This window comes from Limnothrix sp. PR1529, assembly GCF_002742025.1.
GTDB lineage: Bacteria > Cyanobacteriota > Cyanobacteriia > CACIAM-69d > CACIAM-69d > CACIAM-69d.
This window is the reverse complement of the sequence record NZ_LIRO01000034.1, coordinates 1-17,321: the sequence shown is the minus strand read 5'-3', so window position 1 is coordinate 17,321 and position 17,321 is coordinate 1. Positions and strand designations below refer to the sequence as shown.

The 17,321-nt window shown below is 54.7% G+C and carries 14 protein-coding genes; 9 read left to right on the top strand and 5 right to left on the bottom strand.

Annotated elements, in window-relative coordinates; all coding sequences use genetic code 11:
* The first annotated feature begins 174 nt into the window (after positions 1 to 174).
* Genes AMR42_RS05175 through AMR42_RS05165 form a run of 3 tightly spaced genes read left to right on the top strand, consistent with a single transcriptional unit; the run spans position 175 to position 5,041 of the window.
* Positions 175 to 1,245, top strand: a complete 1,071-nt coding sequence (locus AMR42_RS05175) for an ABC transporter substrate-binding protein (protein ID WP_099532396.1) — start codon at positions 175 to 177, stop codon at positions 1,243 to 1,245.
* Positions 1,233 to 3,677 (top strand): ATP-binding protein, encoded by a 2,445-nt coding sequence (locus AMR42_RS05170; RefSeq protein WP_099532395.1) that lies wholly within the window; start codon positions 1,233 to 1,235, stop codon positions 3,675 to 3,677. The genes AMR42_RS05175 and AMR42_RS05170 overlap by 13 nt, the downstream gene beginning before the upstream one ends.
* Positions 3,674 to 5,041 carry a sensor histidine kinase gene (locus AMR42_RS05165; RefSeq protein WP_099532394.1) on the top strand — a complete coding sequence of 456 codons (1,368 nt, stop codon included), beginning with the start codon at positions 3,674 to 3,676 and terminating at the stop codon, positions 5,039 to 5,041. Before AMR42_RS05170 ends, AMR42_RS05165 begins: the two co-directional genes overlap by 4 nt.
* A gap of 82 nt (positions 5,042 to 5,123) precedes the next feature.
* Here the strand turns inward: AMR42_RS05165 and tsaD are convergent, their stop codons facing one another.
* Positions 5,124 to 6,215 (bottom strand): tRNA (adenosine(37)-N6)-threonylcarbamoyltransferase complex transferase subunit TsaD, encoded by a 1,092-nt coding sequence (gene tsaD / locus AMR42_RS05160; protein WP_099532393.1) that lies wholly within the window; start codon positions 6,213 to 6,215, stop codon positions 5,124 to 5,126.
* Positions 6,216 to 6,439: 224 nt separating this feature from the next.
* Here tsaD and AMR42_RS05155 point away from each other — a divergent pair, with 224 nt between their 5' ends.
* The 3 genes from AMR42_RS05155 to AMR42_RS05145 all read left to right on the top strand — a co-directional run bounded on the left by AMR42_RS05155 (position 6,440) and on the right by AMR42_RS05145 (position 7,923).
* Positions 6,440 to 6,922: a Photosystem I reaction center subunit III gene (locus AMR42_RS05155; RefSeq protein ID WP_099532392.1), complete on the top strand. Its 483-nt coding sequence runs from the start codon at positions 6,440 to 6,442 to the stop codon at positions 6,920 to 6,922.
* Positions 6,923 to 7,178: 256 nt separating this feature from the next.
* Positions 7,179 to 7,304: a photosystem I reaction center subunit IX gene (gene psaJ, locus AMR42_RS05150; RefSeq protein ID WP_099532391.1), complete on the top strand. Its 126-nt coding sequence runs from the start codon at positions 7,179 to 7,181 to the stop codon at positions 7,302 to 7,304.
* Positions 7,305 to 7,440: 136 nt separating this feature from the next.
* A complete protein-coding gene (locus tag AMR42_RS05145; RefSeq protein WP_099532390.1) occupies positions 7,441 to 7,923 on the top strand; it encodes a photosystem I reaction center subunit XI in 483 nt (160 codons plus the stop codon).
* A 169-nt stretch (positions 7,924 to 8,092) separates the two neighbouring features.
* Here AMR42_RS05145 and AMR42_RS05140 read toward each other — a convergent pair whose 3' ends face one another.
* Positions 8,093 to 9,724: an FAD-dependent oxidoreductase gene (locus AMR42_RS05140; protein WP_099532389.1), complete on the bottom strand. Its 1,632-nt coding sequence runs from the start codon at positions 9,722 to 9,724 to the stop codon at positions 8,093 to 8,095.
* A 218-nt stretch (positions 9,725 to 9,942) separates the two neighbouring features.
* Positions 9,943 to 10,824, bottom strand: a complete 882-nt coding sequence (locus tag AMR42_RS05135; RefSeq protein WP_099532388.1) for an NAD(P)-dependent oxidoreductase — start codon at positions 10,822 to 10,824, stop codon at positions 9,943 to 9,945.
* A 500-nt stretch (positions 10,825 to 11,324) separates the two neighbouring features.
* Here AMR42_RS05135 and AMR42_RS05130 point away from each other — a divergent pair, with 500 nt between their 5' ends.
* From AMR42_RS05130 to ribD, 3 genes are all read left to right on the top strand, one after another.
* Positions 11,325 to 14,399: a type ISP restriction/modification enzyme gene (locus AMR42_RS05130; RefSeq protein WP_234406632.1), complete on the top strand. Its 3,075-nt coding sequence runs from the start codon at positions 11,325 to 11,327 to the stop codon at positions 14,397 to 14,399.
* A 76-nt stretch (positions 14,400 to 14,475) separates the two neighbouring features.
* A complete protein-coding gene (locus AMR42_RS05125) occupies positions 14,476 to 15,210 on the top strand; it encodes a Uma2 family endonuclease (protein ID WP_099532387.1) in 735 nt (244 codons plus the stop codon).
* Positions 15,211 to 15,324: 114 nt separating this feature from the next.
* Positions 15,325 to 16,473: a bifunctional diaminohydroxyphosphoribosylaminopyrimidine deaminase/5-amino-6-(5-phosphoribosylamino)uracil reductase RibD gene (gene ribD / locus AMR42_RS05120; RefSeq protein WP_099532422.1), complete on the top strand. Its 1,149-nt coding sequence runs from the start codon at positions 15,325 to 15,327 to the stop codon at positions 16,471 to 16,473.
* Here the strand turns inward: ribD and AMR42_RS05115 are convergent.
* Positions 16,470 to 16,721 carry a hypothetical protein gene (locus tag AMR42_RS05115; RefSeq protein ID WP_099532386.1) on the bottom strand — a complete coding sequence of 84 codons (252 nt, stop codon included), beginning with the start codon at positions 16,719 to 16,721 and terminating at the stop codon, positions 16,470 to 16,472. The two genes, ribD and AMR42_RS05115, sit on opposite strands and share 4 nt — an antisense overlap.
* Positions 16,722 to 16,951: 230 nt before the next feature.
* A partial coding sequence (locus AMR42_RS05110) for a PEP-CTERM sorting domain-containing protein (protein ID WP_143472944.1) occupies positions 16,952 to 17,321 on the bottom strand: 370 nt, incomplete at its 5' end.

Genomic DNA, 17,321 nt, shown 5'->3' with positions numbered 1-17,321 from the left:
CCAGAAAATCTGTATTGATCAATCCTGGTTGTTCCGGCATTGCTTGTAAAGCGGCCTGTGAAAGCTAAATCCTGAGGCTATGAATCAGAGAAAAAATAAAATAATCCTAAAAAAGTTGAATTGCCATCTGTTGTTGTGGTTCGGTCTGAATGACCGATCGGCCCTCGGCTCAGAGTGAGCCTGCCACTCACTGCTCCTATCCTCTTCATTGCTGAAACTGATGGCTCCAAAATGATGGTTCCCCAAAAATTTCGACCCAAACGGTTCCCACAATTTCTGTTGGTTTGTGCATTCGTTCTGAGCCTGGTGATTCATGGCTGCTTGGCCGGTGGAAATCGCGAGCTGCCGACCTTGCGAGTGGGGATGAATAATTGGCCCGGCTACATGATTGCCCTCTACGCCAAAGAAGCGGGCCTCTTCCAAAAGCGCGGTCTCCAGGTGGAGTTAGTGCGCTTCACCAATCAGCAAGATAATATTCGGGCTACCATTCGCGGCTCGTTGGATGCCAGTTTTGTGCCCCTGTGGGAGGCAATGCAGGTAGACCCGGGGAACGATCGCCCGGCCTATGTGATGGTGGCGGACATTTCCCATGGTTCCGATGGGATTGTGGCGCGATCGTCCGTGCCCTCGGTGAAAGATTTGCGGGGCAAAACTGTGGCGGCCAAGTTGGGAACCGTCAGCCATCTGATCTTGCTAGAGGCTTTGCAGTCTCAGCAACTGAAGCCAACGGACGTGAAAATTAAAGACGTTTCCAACGATATTGCCGTGCAGTTGTTGTCCAAAGGCGAAGTGGATGCGGCGGTGGTTTGGGAACCATTGCTGAGTGAAACGGCGGACAAAATTAAAGGTAAAGTGATTTTTACCACCAAAGATGTGGATAGTTTGGTGATTGATGGATTGGCCACGCGGGCTAGCTTTGCGGCGAATCATCAAGCGGAATTAACCCAACTCATGTTGGCTTGGTTGGATGCGATTCATGCGGTGGATACCCAGCCTGATCGCGTGTTTGCCAGCATTGCGCGTCAGTTGGGCCAAACGCCCGAATCCGTTGCTAAGGACTATTCTGGCCTGCTCAAAGGTGGAGTTGAATTGAATCGCCGGATGTTTGAGGGTCGTCTTGAAGCCGCTAAAAATGAAATTGTGCAGTTGCTGAAGTTAGACCCGCGCCATCGCCAGGTTATTCGTGAAGATATTGAGTTTGATCGTGGGCCGATGATGACTGCAATTGAACAATGGAAACCCTAATTTCAAGCCAAAACCCAAACCAAAAGTCCGGGACAATCATCATTACCCCATCGCCCAAATCTCCCAAAGCGGTTGCCCCTGCCCGCAGCTTGGCTCGGCAGCTCCTCAGCAAGCTAGGAATTTCCCTGATGGCGATCGGGGTGTCCATTTTGGGCGTGAACTATCACCTGATTTCGGCCCAATTGCAAAACCAAATGGGCAAGCGGGCCTTTGCCATTACCCAAGGGTTGCAGTTTGCGACGGAAGGACTGCTGGAAATTAGCCAAGAGAGCATTTTGCGGCGAGTGGTGCAAAATTATGCCACCTTGCCAACGGTGTTGGAAATTGCCATTTTGCGACCCGATGGCACGGTTTTAACCCATAGTTCCGGCTTCCTAGAAAACCAATCCTATGCTGCGAAATATCCTGGACTGGCGGAACCGATTCAAGGTGCAGCCGCTTCGGGGGTCGAAGCCAGTTATCCCATGCAATTGCAGGGGCGATCGGTGTTGGTGAGCCTGATGCCCTTTAGCAGCACGCTTTTTCAGGTGCAAGGGAAACGAGGGTTGGCCGTGGTAATGCTGGATCAAGAGCAAACGGCCTTGGAAATTCGCCAGAGTTTTTTGACTTCCATGGTGACTTGGGGGGCTGGCATCATTGGCATTTTGGGTTTGGGAACTTTGCTGTTGCAGCGCCTGGTGTTGCGGCCTTTGAATCAGCTTCAGCAGGCGATCGGGGTTAGCCAAGCAGGCATGACTTTCACCTTGCCTCCGCAAATGCCTGACCATGAAATCGGCTTTTTGGCAAAAACATTTGAGCAGATTTTTACCCAAAATATTGCCTTGCTAAATCAAGCCCAACAGCAAACGGTGGCCCTGGCCAAAGCTAAAGAGGCGGCGGATGTGGCTAACACGGCCAAGAGTGAATTTTTGGCCAATATGAGCCATGAATTGCGAACACCGCTGAATGGCATTTTAGGCTATGCCCAAATCCTTCTGCGATCGCGCACCATGACCGAAAAGGAGAAGCATGGGTTAACGGTAATTTACCAATGCGGCTCCCATCTGTTGAATTTGATTAATGACATTTTAGATCTGTCTAAAATCGAAGCGCGAAAGCTAGAAATTTTGCCTGCTCCGGTGAATTTTCCAGCATTTTTGCAAAGTGTGATCGAAATTTGCAAAATCCGTGCCGAACAGAAAGAACTGAATTTTATCTATGAAGCTGATCGCCCTTTGCCGGAGGGGTTGCTGTTGGATGAAAAACGCCTGCGTCAAGTGTTGATTAATTTGTTGGGCAATGCCATTAAGTTCACCGGTACGGGATCGGTGACGTTGCAGGTGCAATGGGTCGATCGCCCCGTGGAAACCGCCGCAAAATCCCACCAACCAGCACAACCTTGCTTGCGGTTCGTGGTGAAAGACACGGGCATTGGCATGAGTGTCGATCAGTTGGGGCGTTTGTTCACGGCCTTTGAGCAGGTGGGCGATCGCCGCAGAAATGCCGAAGGAACTGGTTTGGGTTTGGCCATCAGCCGGCAAATGGTGCAGTTGATGGGCGGAACCATTCAAGTACAAAGTACCTTGGGCGTGGGGAGTGTTTTTTCGTTCCAGTTGTCATTCCCAGAAACTGATCGCTGGCAAGTGCCGTTGCTGGAGTCCTACAGTCAATTGGTGGTGGGCTATGAGGGGGCGAAGCGCAATTTGCTGATTGTGGATGATCGCCCCGAGAATCGATCGGTGCTGGTGGCATTTCTAGAGCCGCTAGGATTTGGTTTGGTCGAAGCGGAAAATGGGCAAGTGGCCTTGAACTATTTGCGATCGCAGATTCCCAATCAGCTCCCAGATTTGGTAATTACGGATTTAGCCATGCCTGTGATGGATGGCTTTGAAATGCTGAAAAAAGTCCGCAATGATCCGCTGCTCTGTTACTTAAAAATCTTGGTTTCTTCCGCTTCTGTGACGCAACTCGATCGCCAAACTAGCATCGAAGCGGGTGGTGATGATTTTCTGGCCAAGCCAGTGTCAATGGCAAGTTTGCTGGACAGTTTGCAGCGCCATTTGGGCGTGGTTTGGCGCTATGAATCGGAGGATGTTGCTGCGGGTTCTCAATCCACAGCAGCCCATTTAACAGATGAATTCACTGAACAAAAAGCCATTCATTTACCCGATCGGGCAACCCTGGAAAATCTGCTAGATCTGGCCCAGCGGGGACGCTTAAAACAACTCTTGGCAGTTATTGACCCCCTGCAAACCCAAGATCCGCAACTGCAATCCTTCTGGAAGGAATTACGATCTTTGGCGAAAACCTTCCAAGCGGAACGGATTGAAACCCTGCTGCAAACGGCCCTGGCCAGTCAAGATCAATCGCTGCCCAGCGAAGATCACACTGAGCCGGCCATTGTTGGGTCAGCCATTACCAGTCAGCCATCAACCTTTGGAGAGTTCTCATGACCAATATGCTATCGGGTTTGATTTTGATTGTGGATGATACGCCAACGAATTTGGATGTGGTTTGTGAAGCGTTGAGCGATGCGGGACTCGAGGTGGCCATTGCCACCAGCGGTGAACGGGCGCTACAGCAGGTGCAGCGAGAACTGCCGGATTTGATTCTCTTGGATGTGATGATGCCGGGAATTGACGGGTTTGAAACTTGCCAGCGCTTGAAGGCCGATCCCTTGACTCGATCGGTGCCAATTATTTTTATGACCGCGCTGTCGGATACGGATAGCAAAATTAGGGCCTTAGACTTAGGAGCCGCTGATTACATCACGAAGCCCTTCCAAGAACAAGAAGTGCTCGCAAGGGTCAAAACCCATTTGCAAATTCGATCACTGACCAAAGAATTAGAACAGGATTTGGATCAAAAAAATGCGGCTCTGCAAGCTTCCCAATTGCACCTAATTCAAAGTGAAAAAATGTCTGCCCTGGGAAACCTGGTGGCAGGGATTGCCCATGAAATTAATAACCCGATCGGGTTTTTACGGGGCAGCATTGAGCACATTCAAGACTATTTGGAAGATTTGATGGAGCATTTGGACTGTTATCAACAGACCTACTCGGAAGCGAGTGCCCAAATTTTGGATCATGCGGAAGATATTGAGCTGGACTTAATTCGCGAAGACTTGCCCAACATTCTGGATTCTATGAAGGCCGCTAGCCATCGCATCGCAGAAATTAGCACCAGTTTGCGAACTTTTTCGCGATCGGATAGTGATAATGAAGATGCTCAGGTGTTGGCAGATATCCATGAGGGCTTGGATAGTACCTTGTTGATTTTGAAATATCGCCTGAAAGCGAGCGATCGCCGCCCAGAAATTTTGGTTCAAAAACTGTATGGGAACTTGCCGGAAGTGCCTTGCTTTCCGGGACAGCTCAACCAGGTTTTTATGAATTTGTTGGCTAACGCGATCGATGCCTTCGATGAAGCCACCCATCAACAATCCTTTATGGAATTGGCAACTCGGCAGCCAACCATCACGATCGAAACCCTCCTAGCACCCGATCAACAATCGGTGGAAATTTGGATTCGTGATAATGCCTTTGGAATGAGTGAAGCGGTGCAGCAGCGCATTTTTGATTGGGCTTTCACGACCAAAGGCGTGGGGCGCGGCACGGGGTTGGGTTTGGCGATCGCCCGCCAAATTGTGGTCGATCGACATCAGGGCGAGCTGACAGTGAACTCAACCTTGGGAGAAGGCAGCAGTTTCTGCTTGCGGTTACCGCTGCCCTCAATGTTTTCTGATCTGACTTGGGACAGTGGCGCGATGATGGGAGGGGTGTCGCCCAGTTCCCTGGTGGAGTCCCGTTGTTTTTGAGGGCCACCGCTCTTGCTCAATTAACTGGAAATCGTCCCTGTGGATCTGGCTCCGATCGTTCAACGGGAATTGCCCAACCTTCCTAGGTCTTCAGGGATTCCAGCACCCAGGGAGATTGTTTCGGGGGTTCCATCTTCGGATAGAGCGTTAGCACCTGTTCCAAACCCAGGCGCGATTGGGCGGCGGTGCTGAGGGGCGATTGTCGCTCCCGATCGAAATGTTCACCGGCCGCACAGGCAATCATGGCCGCATTGTCGGTGCAGAACTGCATGGGCGGGAACAAAACCCGTAGCCCCAAGGGTTCCGCCGCCGCCGCCAGGGTTGCCCGCAAGCCACGATTGGCCGCCACCCCACCCCCGATCGCGATCGTCGAAAGGCCCAGATCCTGTGCCGCCGCGATCGTTCGCTTGGTGAGGGCATTCACCACCGCCGTTTGGAAGCTGGCGGCCAAATCTGCCAAAGGCAGCTCAGGGGATTCCGCTTGCAGTTTTTGCACCAATCGCAACATGGCTGTTTTCAGGCCGCTGAAGCTGCAATCGTAGGGATGAAAGCCCCCGTCCGGCAACGAAACGCGCCCTTCCGGCAACTTGAAAGCCTTGGGATTGCCCTCGGCCGCCAGGCGATCGATCACGGGCCCGCCCGGATAGCCCAAGCCCATCAGCCGCGCCACCTTGTCAAAAGCCTCCCCCGCCGCGTCATCCCGGGTTTGACCCACCGTTTCATAAACACCCGAGTCGCGCACCGCAATCAAGCTGGTGTGGCCCCCAGAAACCAACAGACACAGGAACGGCGGCTGCAACGTTGGCTCCATTAAATAGGAGGCGCAGATATGGCCTTCCAGGTGATGCACGGCCAAAAAGGGTTTTTGGTGCAGCATGGCCAGGGTTTTGCCCGCCGTCAGCCCCACCAACAGGGCCCCAACCAAACCGGGCGCACTGGTGGCCGCCACCGCGTCGATCGCCCCCCAATCGAGACCCGATTCCTGGAGCGCTTGGGCGATCGTCCAATTAATCGTTTCCACGTGGCCCCGGGAAGCCACCTCCGGCACAATGCCGCCGTAGGGCTGGTGGAGGGCAATTTGCGACGAGACCACATTGGCCAGCACTTGACGATTCTTTACGATCGCCACCGCCGTCTCATCACAACTTGTTTCAATTGCTAAAGCAGTCGCCATCGTTGGGAATTTGGCTGATATGGTGAGGGGCAGTATTGGCCATTTGTTGAAGTCTAACTGGTTTCGGCTGAAGACTTCAAACGCGCCCTCTGCCTAGCCTTGCGCGGTCTGGTGTTCCTCCTTAAAGGGATCCAAACCCACGGGGCGATCGGGCAAAGTTCTCGCGACAAATTGCCGTGATTTGTAACAGAAACGTATTGTTTCATAAAGAAAGGAAACAATCTATGCGTCAGTTGTTTGCAATTGCGCTAGCGGTTTGCCTCTGGTTTGGGTTTGCTGCCCCGGCTAAGGCAGATTACTACGCTAACCTGACCCCCTGCGGCCAGAACGCTGCCTTCGTCCAACGCGCCAAAGCAGCCACCACGCCCCAGGCGAAAGCTCGTTTTGAAAAGTATTCCACGCTGCTGTGCGGTGAAGAGGGTCTGCCTCACTTGATCACCGATGGCAACCTGTCTCACCTGGCAGAATTCACGATCCCGAGCTTGGCTTTCCTGTACATCGCTGGCTGGATTGGCTGGGCTGGTCGTTCGTACCTGCAAGCCGTCAAGAAGGGTGACAGCCCCGAAGAAAGCGAAATCATCATCAACGTGCCTTTGGCTGTGAAGTGCTCCTTGGGTGGTGCGGCTTGGCCCGCAGCGGCCTTGGCTGAATTCAGCAGCGGTAAGTTGTTGGCCAAAGACAGCGAAATTACGGTTTCGCCTCGCTAAACCCGGTTGGTTTACCGGGGTGCGGTAAGGGCACAGGTTTATGGTGACAAATCGGATGACGACCTCGATCGGTCAGCCTCCGTTGCTGGCAAACAACTGATTCTGTGAGCGATCGCCTGGGGCTGGGAGGCACAACCAACCGACCCGGTGATCGCTTCCCTGTTATCAGCGATCGCCCCGTTTCCGTTCCCGCCTGGGCCATGGCCGATCGACCCCCACTCCCCTGTTTTTAGAGATCTGGATTCGGAGACCATCCATGAAAGACTTGCAGCGCTATTTGTCCTCGGCTCCCGTGTTGGCAGCCGCTTGGGTTACCTTCACCGCTGGCCTGTTGATTGAATTCAACCGGTTCCATCCGGATTACTTGGTGCCGCCCTTCTAAATAAAGGGCGATCGCAGTTTGGGCGTTGGGTTGGGTCTGCCAAAGGGCAGCCAGAACACCGGCCCACGATCCAAACAACCAGTTTTGAAAACGCTTTGTCCCGCTGATTGCACGCTTAACCTCTAGAGGGAAAACTATGGCTTTGGACGTGGTTTCTCATAACGGCGATCCCCAGGTCGGCGATCTGGTGACTCCGATCTCCGGTTCTGGTTTTACGAAGGCTTTGATTCAAAATCTGCCGGCCTACCGCAAGGGGCTGTCGCCGATTCGTCGTGGTTTGGAAGTGGGCATGGCCCATGGTTATTTGCTGTTTGGGCCCTTTGCCTTCACGAGCCAATTCCGCAACACCAGCTACGGCACTTTGGTGGGCTTGATTGAAGCAATTATTTTGGTGACGATTCTGTCGCTGTGCCTGTCGGTCTATGGCAACGTGACGACCAAGGCTCCTTTGGCCTCCGTGGCCGTGTCCGAAGTGCCCGCTGAGTTGGGCACGAAGGAAGGCTGGAGCGAGTTCGCTGGCGGCTTCACGATCGGTGGCATCGGCGGCGCGGCCTTCGCTTACGCGGTCTATTCCGTGGTGCAGTCGGGCGTGTTCCAAACCTTTGCGAACGGTCTGTAATTGACCCGGCCCTTGGTTTTCAACCTGAACTTTTAAGCCCAAAAAGGCGGTGGTCTCAATGGCCATCGCCTTTTGGTTTTGAGCGGCTCATGAACTTTGGGCCGCTTGTTTGGGCGCTGATTTTTGGGTGCTGATTTCTTGATTTTCTGGATCTTGATTTCCTGGATCTTTAGGAGTCGATCGCGGCGGGCAAATCCGCCAGCCAACCGGCCGCCCGTTGCCCATTGCCGGGGCCGCTGGCCAAACCCCAAGACCCGGTTCCCGTAATCACAAACCCATTGGGGCCACAGGGAGCCACCGTTGATTGGCCATCCGCATGGACTGGCCGCGCCCCCACCCAGGGTTGCAGAGCCGCCAACGATGCCCAATCTGGGGATTCGGACTCCAAATTGGGGGAGCCATGGAGCGCCCACAGTTCCGGAAAGAACTGCGCCGCCGCCCTCAGTTGCGATCGCAGGGCCCACCGTGCGCCGGGGTGTTGCAAATCGAGGGGCCGATCGACCCCGGGATAGAACTTGCAGCCGCCGATCCGAATTTCCCAAGTTCCGGCGTTGGCTCCCAGGGCTTCCGGTTGGAATCGATCGAGCCGACGCGGATCCAAAACATCCAGGGGAATCGGCCGATCGCCCCAGGCCGCGGCCCAGGTGCGATCGATCCAATCGGTGGCCTCTCCAATCCCATCTAGGGCTAAGCGATCGAGCGCCCGCTGCTGATCCAACCAATCGAGAAAAGCCGTCGCCGGAATCAGGGTGGGGCTGATCACCAATGGCCCGGCGCTGCCGTCCTGTTTCCAGGCCCGGCGGGGAAAGGTCAGACCCTGGGCGATCGCCGATCGGGCAATGGCGAACGTGATCGATGTGCCCGCGATCGGGAAGAGCGGTTGGCTGACCGCGCCGCTTTGTTCCAGCAGCGGATCAAACCCTGTGGCAAAGATGAACCGATCGGTGGCGCGGCCGAGGGTGATCGCTTTGCCCCCTTGGTGGGCCCGCAATTGCTGGATTTGACCGCTGGCATCCCGATCGATTCCGGCAATTTCCGTGTTCAGTTGCCACTGAATCCGCCCCATTTGGTTCAACCGATCGGTCAATTCCGCCACCAATCGGCCCGCATGGATCGCGCCCCCCGGTTGGCGGGTGATTTGGCCCGCAAAGGCCGCCGCTCCCAAAAAAGGAGCCAAACCGGGATTCAGGGCCAAGGCCTCCGCCACCGACACCAGAGCCGCCACGGAGCGATCGCCTGCGGCCCGATGCAGCCGCGCCACCTCTTGGTTGGCCTTGGTTTCAGCCTGGGGCCCCTGATAAACCCGCAGTTTCGCCCCCAATTGCAAACCGGTGCGGGCCGCCAGGTGCGGATCTTGAGCAGCCAGCTCGCGCCAAAGGTGCAAATTGCGGAACCCCAATTGCAGCATGGCCCGCTCCCGATCGGCCGCCGTGGCTTCCTGGGCCCGCGCCCGCTCCAAAAATGCCCCGATCGCGGCTCGATCGGCCCCCTGAGCCACAAACCCCGGATAGGCATAGCCCCCCTGATCCACAGGTGTTTCAAAGGCCTGGGCCAATTGCGCGGCCGTGAGACCGCCGGCCACCAGCCCTTCGGTGGCCGTCAGGCTGCGCCCATTGCCCGCCGTCAGGCCCGCCCCCGGTGTGGCGGCGCGATCGACCATGACCAAGGGCAGTTCCGTTTGGCCCGTTTGACGAATGGCCCAAGCGGTCAACAAACCCGCCACGCCCGCACCGACGATGTAGACCCGACGGGCGCGGGGCCCGGTGGTGCGATCGACAGGATTCAACAGAACAGAGGACATGGCAGCAACTTGGGGTCTAGGGGATGGGAGCAGGCGGGTTGATCGGGTGGGCGATCGGGGATGATGAATTCAGAATAACTATTCAACGATGAATCGATGAAAGCTTCAAGGGCTAAACAGCAGTCACCATGACCGTTGGCAACGGCCGCCGTAGCCCAAAGCTCATTTTAAAAACGATCGCCCCAACGATCGCCCATTCACGCCGCTGCCCAATCGGCCTAAGGTTCCGGTTCCGTCGCCGGAGCGATCGCCGCAAACAGCGCCGAATAGTCCGTGTTGCCCAACCCCTGGGCGATCGCCCGTTCCACCACCGCCCGCACCGCCTGAACCGGAGCCGTCTCGATTCCTTGGGCCCCTGCCGCCTGGCTGAACAAGTCCAGATCCTTCAGCAGATGCTTCGTGGGGAAATTGGGGCGATCGAAGTCCCGATCGAGCATCCGTTGCAATTTCTTGTCAAAGGTCGGCGCGTAGAGGGCGCTGGGTCGCAAAATCTGCAAAAAGGTCTCCACGGCAATCCCTTCCCGCTGCACCAGGGCCAAACTAGCCGCAAACGCCGTGGTCAGCGACCCAATCAACTGATTCATGGCCAGTTTCAGGGCCGCCGCTGACCCCACGGGCCCCACCAACAGCGGCTCAGGGCCAAAGGTTTGCAACCAAGCCCGATCGCGCTCAAACTGCTGCGGCGTGGCCCCCACCATCAACAGCAACTTACCCGCGCTCAGTTCGGGAATGCTGCCCAGGACGGGCGCTTCGTAATAGTCACAGCCCAAGGCGGTCAACTCCGCGCCGATCGCCCGGCTTTCCTCCGGGGCGATCGTCCCCATTTGCACCACGGTTTTGTCCGCCAACAGCGCCCCGATCGCCCGATCCAGCAGCACCGATCGAATCGCGGCCCCATCCGCCAGCCACAACACCACCCGATCGGCCGGGGCGATCGCCGCCGCCAAGTCCGTCGTAGTGTTCAGGCGATCGATCCCTTGCAACGATTCCAGAGCCTCGGGCGATCGGTTCCAAGCCAGCACCTCCTGCCCCGTTGCTGCCAGCCGCCCGGCTGCGGCCCGACCCATTAACCCCATGCCCAACACGGCTACTACAGTCATTGCGCTTACTTTTGTTCTGAGTGATTAGTTTGCGTGATCCTTAAGATCGCATCAAACTGCTGAGAAAATATGAATCCTTAAATGTCAATGATCAACTGAATCGATCATCCCGTCGGTTGGATGGAAGTAAGGCTAAATTGTGATGAAATGGTTGATTTTTCTCCCATATACCGAAAATTCTGACCACTCAACCGATCGACCCGGTTGGAGGGCGTACAGCGGTACGCCCCTACCCGATCGGGCCTTGTTGAATGGAGCGATCGATGCGGAAAAAATCGATCAATTCCCGTAGGGGCGCATCGCCATGCGCCCTCCGATACGCGAAATCTCGAATTGTCAATTCATGGCAACCGATCGACCCGGTTGGAGGGCGTACAGCGGTACGCCCCTACCCGATCGGGCCTTGTTGAATGGAGCGATCGATGCGGAAAAATCCGATCCGCAAAATCCCTATGGTTTCCTGAAATGTGATACAAAAAAATAGGATCTTTGCGGGTGGGATGTCCGCATTTTGGCTGGGAGATTGGGATATGTCGCGCCTGCTAATCAATGAGTACTACAAGCGGTTAGAGCGTTTGCGCGGGGCCAGTACTAATGAAGGTGTAACCAGCGGTGCATTTTTATTGCTTTTGTCGTCCTATTGTGATCGACGAAGCTATCAACTAGTTACTCAGCTCAGTCGCCATACTTCTAGAGGCAATCTGATCAGATTTGATGGTGTAGTACAGAACTACCTGCACTTTGATTTGGGCTATTGGGAAGCAAAAGATGAAAAGGATGATCTAGATCAGGAAATCGAAGCAAAATTCGACAAGGGTTATCCAAACGATAACATCCTGTTTGAAAATACAAGAGAAGCAATCTTATATCAAAATGGCTCTGAAGTTTCTAGGATTGACCTAGCCAAACCTGACGAACTCGATAATTGTCTCAATCAGTTTTTAGATTATGAGCGGCCGGAGGTGAAGGGATTCCGGCAGGCGATCGAGAAGTTTCGGGAGGATTTGCCGCAAATTGTGGAGGTGTTGCGGGAAACGATCGCCCAAGAAGAAACTAGCAATCAGCGATTTTTGGAGTTGCGCGATCGGTTTTGGGAAACTTGCAAAACGTCGATTAATCCGCAAATTACGCTGTTTGATGTACAGGAAATTTTGATTCAGCATATTTTGTCTGAGGATATTTTCCTGAATGTGTTTAATGACGCGCAATTTCACCGGGATAACAACATTGCGCGGCAAGTGCAATCGGTGGTGGATACGTTTTTTACGGGTGGGTTGCGGCGAAATGTGCTGAAGTCGATCGATCACTATTACGGGGTGATTCGTCAGCAGTCGGCGGCGATCGCGGATCATCACGAGAAGCAGGAGTTTCTGAAGTCGGTTTACGAAAATTTCTACAAGGCCTATAACCCGAAGGCGGCTGATCGGCTGGGGATTGTCTACACGCCGTCGGAAATTGTGAAGTTCATGATCCAGGGGACGGATTACCTACTGGATAAACATTTTGATCGGTTGTTGTTGGATGTGGGTGTGAAGATTCTCGATCCGGCGACAGGTACGGGGACGTTTATCACGGAATTGATTGATCATTGGTCAAAAAATCTGTCAAAAGAATTGCTTGCCCAGAAGTATCGGGAGGATTTGTTTTGCAATGAGGTGGCAATTTTGCCTTACTACATTGCGAACTTGAATATTGAATATTGCTATCAGCAAAGGATGGAGCGTTATGAGGAGTTCAACAATATTTGCTTTTTGGATACGTTGGATCATGCGGGGTTGAAGGAGGAGCAAAAGGATCTGTTTTCGATTTCGGTGGAAAATACGGAACGGATTCGGCGGCAAAATGCGGAAGATTTGACGGTGATTATTGGCAATCCGCCCTATAACGCTTGGCAGGAAAATTTTAATCTCCGCAATCCAAATCGTCCTTACAAGGAAATTGATCAACGGGTTAAAGAAACCTATATCAAAAAAGGAACAGCCCAGAATCAGATCGCTGTTTACGATATGTATGTGCGGTTTTATCGTTGGGCAGCCGATCGGTTGCGTGGTCAGGGAATCATTTCGTTTATTACGAATCGATCATTCATTAACTCTCGGGCTTTTGATGGCGTTCGGAAGTGCTTTTTTGAGGAATTTGACTATATTTACTTGATGGATTTAGGGGGTGATGTGCGCGAAAATCCGAAGCTTTCGGGTACAACGCACAATGTGTTTGGAATTCAAGCGGGCGTGGCGATCGCCTTTTGTGTGAAGTTGCCAGTTGAACCGGGCGAAAAGCGCAATTGCCGAATTTTCTACATCGATCAGCCAGAAATGGCGACGGCGAAGGAAAAGCTGCGATTTTTGGCTGAAAGCTCACTGGAATTGTTGGCAAAGTCCGAGATGGTGCGGATTAGGCCCGATGCGAAACAAAACTGGATTAATCAGACGGATAACGATTTTGATCAGTTGTTGCCGCTGGTTGATAAGGAAGTGAAGGCGGGCCGGGGCGATCAATGTGTCTTTCGTCTGTTTTCGGCGGGCGTAAAAACCCAGCGAGATGAGTGGGTTTATGACTTCTCTCGCGAAAGCCTTGAGCAGAAAGTGAAGTATATGATCGCCGCCTATCAAGAGCGCCTAAAAACTGGTAAGCGCCGCGATTCTCTTGATATGAAATGGGATGAAGACCTGGAAAATTATTTAAAGAGAGGTATTCAGAAGAAATTTGACCCTAAATCGATCAGAAAAAGCTGCTGCCGCCCATATAGTCAAATTCATTTGTATTTTGATCCACACTTTAATGGAAGAACCTATAGAATTTCTGACCTGTTCTCTTTTCCAGGTTTAGAGAACACAGTAATTGCCATTACGAGTCATACTCAGATACCTTTTTTGGTGCAATCTGCTGATTGTATTCCTGCATTAGATTTTGGCGGTCGTCCAACTCAATGCCTACCAATTTATACCTACGATCGCGATGGCAATCGCAGCGAAAACATCACCGATTGGGCGCTGCAACAATTCCGCGATAACTATCAGGATTCACAGATTCAACGGCTCGATATTTTTCATTACACCTACGCCGTTTTGCACCATCCCGCCTATCGGCAAAAATACGAAATCAACCTCAAACGCGACTTTCCCCGACTGCCCCTCTATGCAGACTTTTGGCAATGGGCAAATTGGGGCCGCGACCTGATGGATTGGCATATCAATTACGAGGCGATCGAACCCTATCCCCTCGATCGCACCGACCTGCCCCCCGACGAAAAAGCCAACCCACCCAAACTGAAAGCCGACAAAACCAAAGGAACCATTCAAATCGATCGGCTCACCACCCTCAGCGGCATTCCCCCGATCGCCTGGGACTACAAACTCGGCAACCGCAGCGCGATCGAATGGGTCTTAGATCAACACAAAGAAAAGACCCCCAAAGACCCAACGATTCGCGAACTGTTTAATACTTATCGCTTTGCCGACTACAAAGAACGGGCGATCGATTTGATTCAGCGCGTCTGTACCGTTAGCATCAAAACTATGGAAATCGTGCAACAAATGCCCGCCGAATCGGTGCATCAGCCGCGAGTTTTCTGAGGCTCCACCCAAACCGCATGGGCATAATGGGAGCCATGGCCCAAACCGCAACCGCAACACCCGCGAGGCCCACCCCATGATTGCTCAACTCGATCCGCAAACTCCTCCAGCGGTGATTTATCCCGACAGCGACGGCCAACCGATGGCAGACAACACCCAACAATTCCGCTGGATTACGGTCATTCAAGGCAACCTGGATTGGATTTTTGCCCAGAATGATCAGGTGTTTGTGGCCGGCGACCTGCTTTGGTATCCCGTGGAAGGCGACAACAAAACCCGCCAAGCGCCCGATGTGATGGTCGTGTTTGGAGTGGCTAAGGGCGATCGGGGTTCCTATATGCAATGGCGCGAAGGAAACATCGCCCCCCAGGTGGTTTTTGAGATTTTGTCGCCCGGCAATCGATTAGCAGAAATGCTGAAAAAACAGACGTTTTATGATCGCCACGGAGTCGAGGAATATTACATCTATGACCCCGATCGCCATGAACTCAGCGGGTTTTTGCGCGGGGCAGCACCGACACCCTGGCTGACCCCGATCGAGTCCATGGAAAATTGGGTGAGTCCGCGCTTGGGCATCCGCTTTGAATTCACCGAAACCGGCCTGAATCTGTTTCAGCCCAACGGTCAGCCCTTTTTGACCTATGCGGAATTGGGCGAGCAACTGGTGAACGAGCGATCGCGCGCCGAAGCCGCCATCCAACGGGCAGAACAGGAGCGCCAACGGGCAGAACAGGAGCGCCAACGGGCCGATCGCCTGGCGGAACAGTTACGCGCCCTCGGCATCGATCCCGATCGGCCAGCGGACGGGTAAGGCACTTCAGAACAGAATCGGGCAATTTTGGGGGGTGGATGGGCCTCTGCCTATACCATTTGGTTGAAAGAATCGCGGATTCGATCGCGATCGCCCTTGCTCCTGTCTCGTCCTATGTCTGAGTTTGTCGCCGTCGATGCCCCCGCTGCCACCGAGTTCGATCGGGCAATGATGCGCCGTTGTTTAGCGTTGGCGCGTCAGGCCCTGGGGCGCACGGCCCCAAACCCAATGGTGGGTAGCGTGATTGTGCAGGGTACGGAAGTGGTGGGAGAAGGGTTCCATCCCGGCGCGGGCCAGCCCCATGCGGAGGTGTTTGCCTTGCGGGCCGCGGGCGATCGGGCGCGGGGAGCCACCGTGTATGTCAGCCTTGAACCCTGCAATCACTACGGCCGCACGCCGCCCTGTTCCAAGGCGCTGGTGGAAGCGGGCGTGGCCAAAGTGGTGATTGGAACGGTGGATCCGAACCCCCAGGTGGCGGGCCAAGGGATTGCCACCTTGAATGCGGCGGGCATTGAAACCTTGGTGGGGGTGGAACGGGCCGCGTGCGATCGGCTGAATGAGCCGTTTTTTTATCGAATTCAGCAGGGTCGGCCCCTGGGCATTTTGAAATATGCCATGACCCTGGATGGCAAAATTGCCACTACCCACGGCCACAGCGCTTGGGTGACCGATGAACGGGCCCGGGCGGAGGTGCATCACCTGCGGGCCGGTTGCGATGCGGTGATTGTGGGGGGAAACACGGTGCGGCGAGATAACCCCAAGCTCACCAGCCACGGCCTGGAAAGTCACGATCCGCTGCGGGTGGTGATGACCCGGCGACTGGAGTTGCCCCAAACCACGGCGGATGGTCGAATTTTGCACCTGTGGGAGCCGTCGGAAGCGCCAACTTTGGTGTTGACTTTGCCGGGGGCAAATCTGGAAATGCAAGCTTGGTTGCGCGATCGGGGTGTTGAGGTGCAGGAAGTGCCCGACCTGTCGCCGGCCCGGGCGATCGAGGTGTTGAATCAGCGGCAATTTCTATCGGTGTTGTGGGAATGTGGCGGGGCCCTGTCGGCCCAGGCGATCGCCGATGGATCGGTGCAAAAAATCCTGGCGTTTATTGCGCCCAAAATTGTCGGCGGCGTGGCGGCTCCGTCCCCGGTGGGCGATTTGGGGCTGACGCAAATGGGCGACGCGATCGCCCTGGAGCGGGTCACCTGGCGATCGGTGGGCCAAGACTTCGCGATCGAGGGCTACTTGCGTCCCCTCAAAAAAACCGATTAGGGGTGCATCCCTTCCGCCGCCGCCCAACCCAGCAACTCCGCCTCATCCTCGATCGCCACTTCCACATAGGCCTTCAACTGTCCCAGGTTGCCACCCGCCAGGGTCAGCGCCGCCATCAACACTTGCTCCGTATGGGCTGTGGCGGCCGGGTCTTGGGGATAGTTCACCAAAATTCCCAGCACGGTTTCTTGCTGTTCGATCGGGAACTGGGCTTTGACGTAATCTCGAATCGCTGGGGGCAACAACATCGCAATCCTCCCGATCGTTCCTGATCGCTGAATGTGAACTCAAACCAACTCCCGCGCCCTCGCTCAAGGCTGGCTAGTTTCAGGGTAGCGAATCCCGATCGGCCTGTTTCCCACTGAATAACCTCGCCTACAAACAAGCCCCCGAAATCCGCTCAGGATCTCAGGGGCTGCAACATTAGCTAGACAGAACAGGTTTCAGAACTGGGTTTCACCCATCCAGGCGATCGGGTCTAGTTGCGGCGGCGCTTCATGGTGCGCAGCGCAGCACCCAAAGCCACCAAGCCCATCACGCTCACAGGTTCCGGCACAGACTTCGGAGTGGGTTCCGGGGTCGGCTCAGGAGTAGGAGTCGGGGTCGGAGTGGGTTCCGGCGTAGGCTCGAAAGTGGGAGTGGGTTCCGGGGTCGGCTCAGGAGTCGGCTCAGGAGTCGGCTCAGGAGTCGGCTCAGGAGTGGGAGTCGGTTCCGGGGTCGGCTCGGGAGTCGGGGTCGGTTCCGGCGTAGGCTCAGGAGTCGGCTCAGGAGTCGGCTCAGGAGTGGGAGTCGGTTCCGGGGTCGGCTCGGGAGTCGGGGTTGGAGTAGGAGTCGGTTCCGGGGTCGGC

Coding starts and splice junctions, on each gene's coding strand:
- AMR42_RS05140 (WP_099532389.1), bottom strand. CDS start 9,724: ATGTCCTCTGTTCTGTTGAATCCTGTCGATCGCACCACCGGGCCCCGC.
- psaJ (WP_099532391.1), top strand. CDS start 7,179: ATGAAAGACTTGCAGCGCTATTTGTCCTCGGCTCCCGTGTTGGCAGCC.
- AMR42_RS05170 (WP_099532395.1), top strand. CDS start 1,233: ATGGAAACCCTAATTTCAAGCCAAAACCCAAACCAAAAGTCCGGGACA.
- AMR42_RS05125 (WP_099532387.1), top strand. CDS start 14,476: ATGATTGCTCAACTCGATCCGCAAACTCCTCCAGCGGTGATTTATCCC.
- AMR42_RS05145 (WP_099532390.1), top strand. CDS start 7,441: ATGGCTTTGGACGTGGTTTCTCATAACGGCGATCCCCAGGTCGGCGAT.
- AMR42_RS05135 (WP_099532388.1), bottom strand. CDS start 10,824: ATGACTGTAGTAGCCGTGTTGGGCATGGGGTTAATGGGTCGGGCCGCA.
- AMR42_RS05165 (WP_099532394.1), top strand. CDS start 3,674: ATGACCAATATGCTATCGGGTTTGATTTTGATTGTGGATGATACGCCA.
- AMR42_RS05130 (WP_234406632.1), top strand. CDS start 11,325: ATGTCCGCATTTTGGCTGGGAGATTGGGATATGTCGCGCCTGCTAATC.
- ribD (WP_099532422.1), top strand. CDS start 15,325: ATGTCTGAGTTTGTCGCCGTCGATGCCCCCGCTGCCACCGAGTTCGAT.
- AMR42_RS05115 (WP_099532386.1), bottom strand. CDS start 16,721: ATGTTGTTGCCCCCAGCGATTCGAGATTACGTCAAAGCCCAGTTCCCG.
- tsaD (WP_099532393.1), bottom strand. CDS start 6,215: ATGGCGACTGCTTTAGCAATTGAAACAAGTTGTGATGAGACGGCGGTG.
- AMR42_RS05155 (WP_099532392.1), top strand. CDS start 6,440: ATGCGTCAGTTGTTTGCAATTGCGCTAGCGGTTTGCCTCTGGTTTGGG.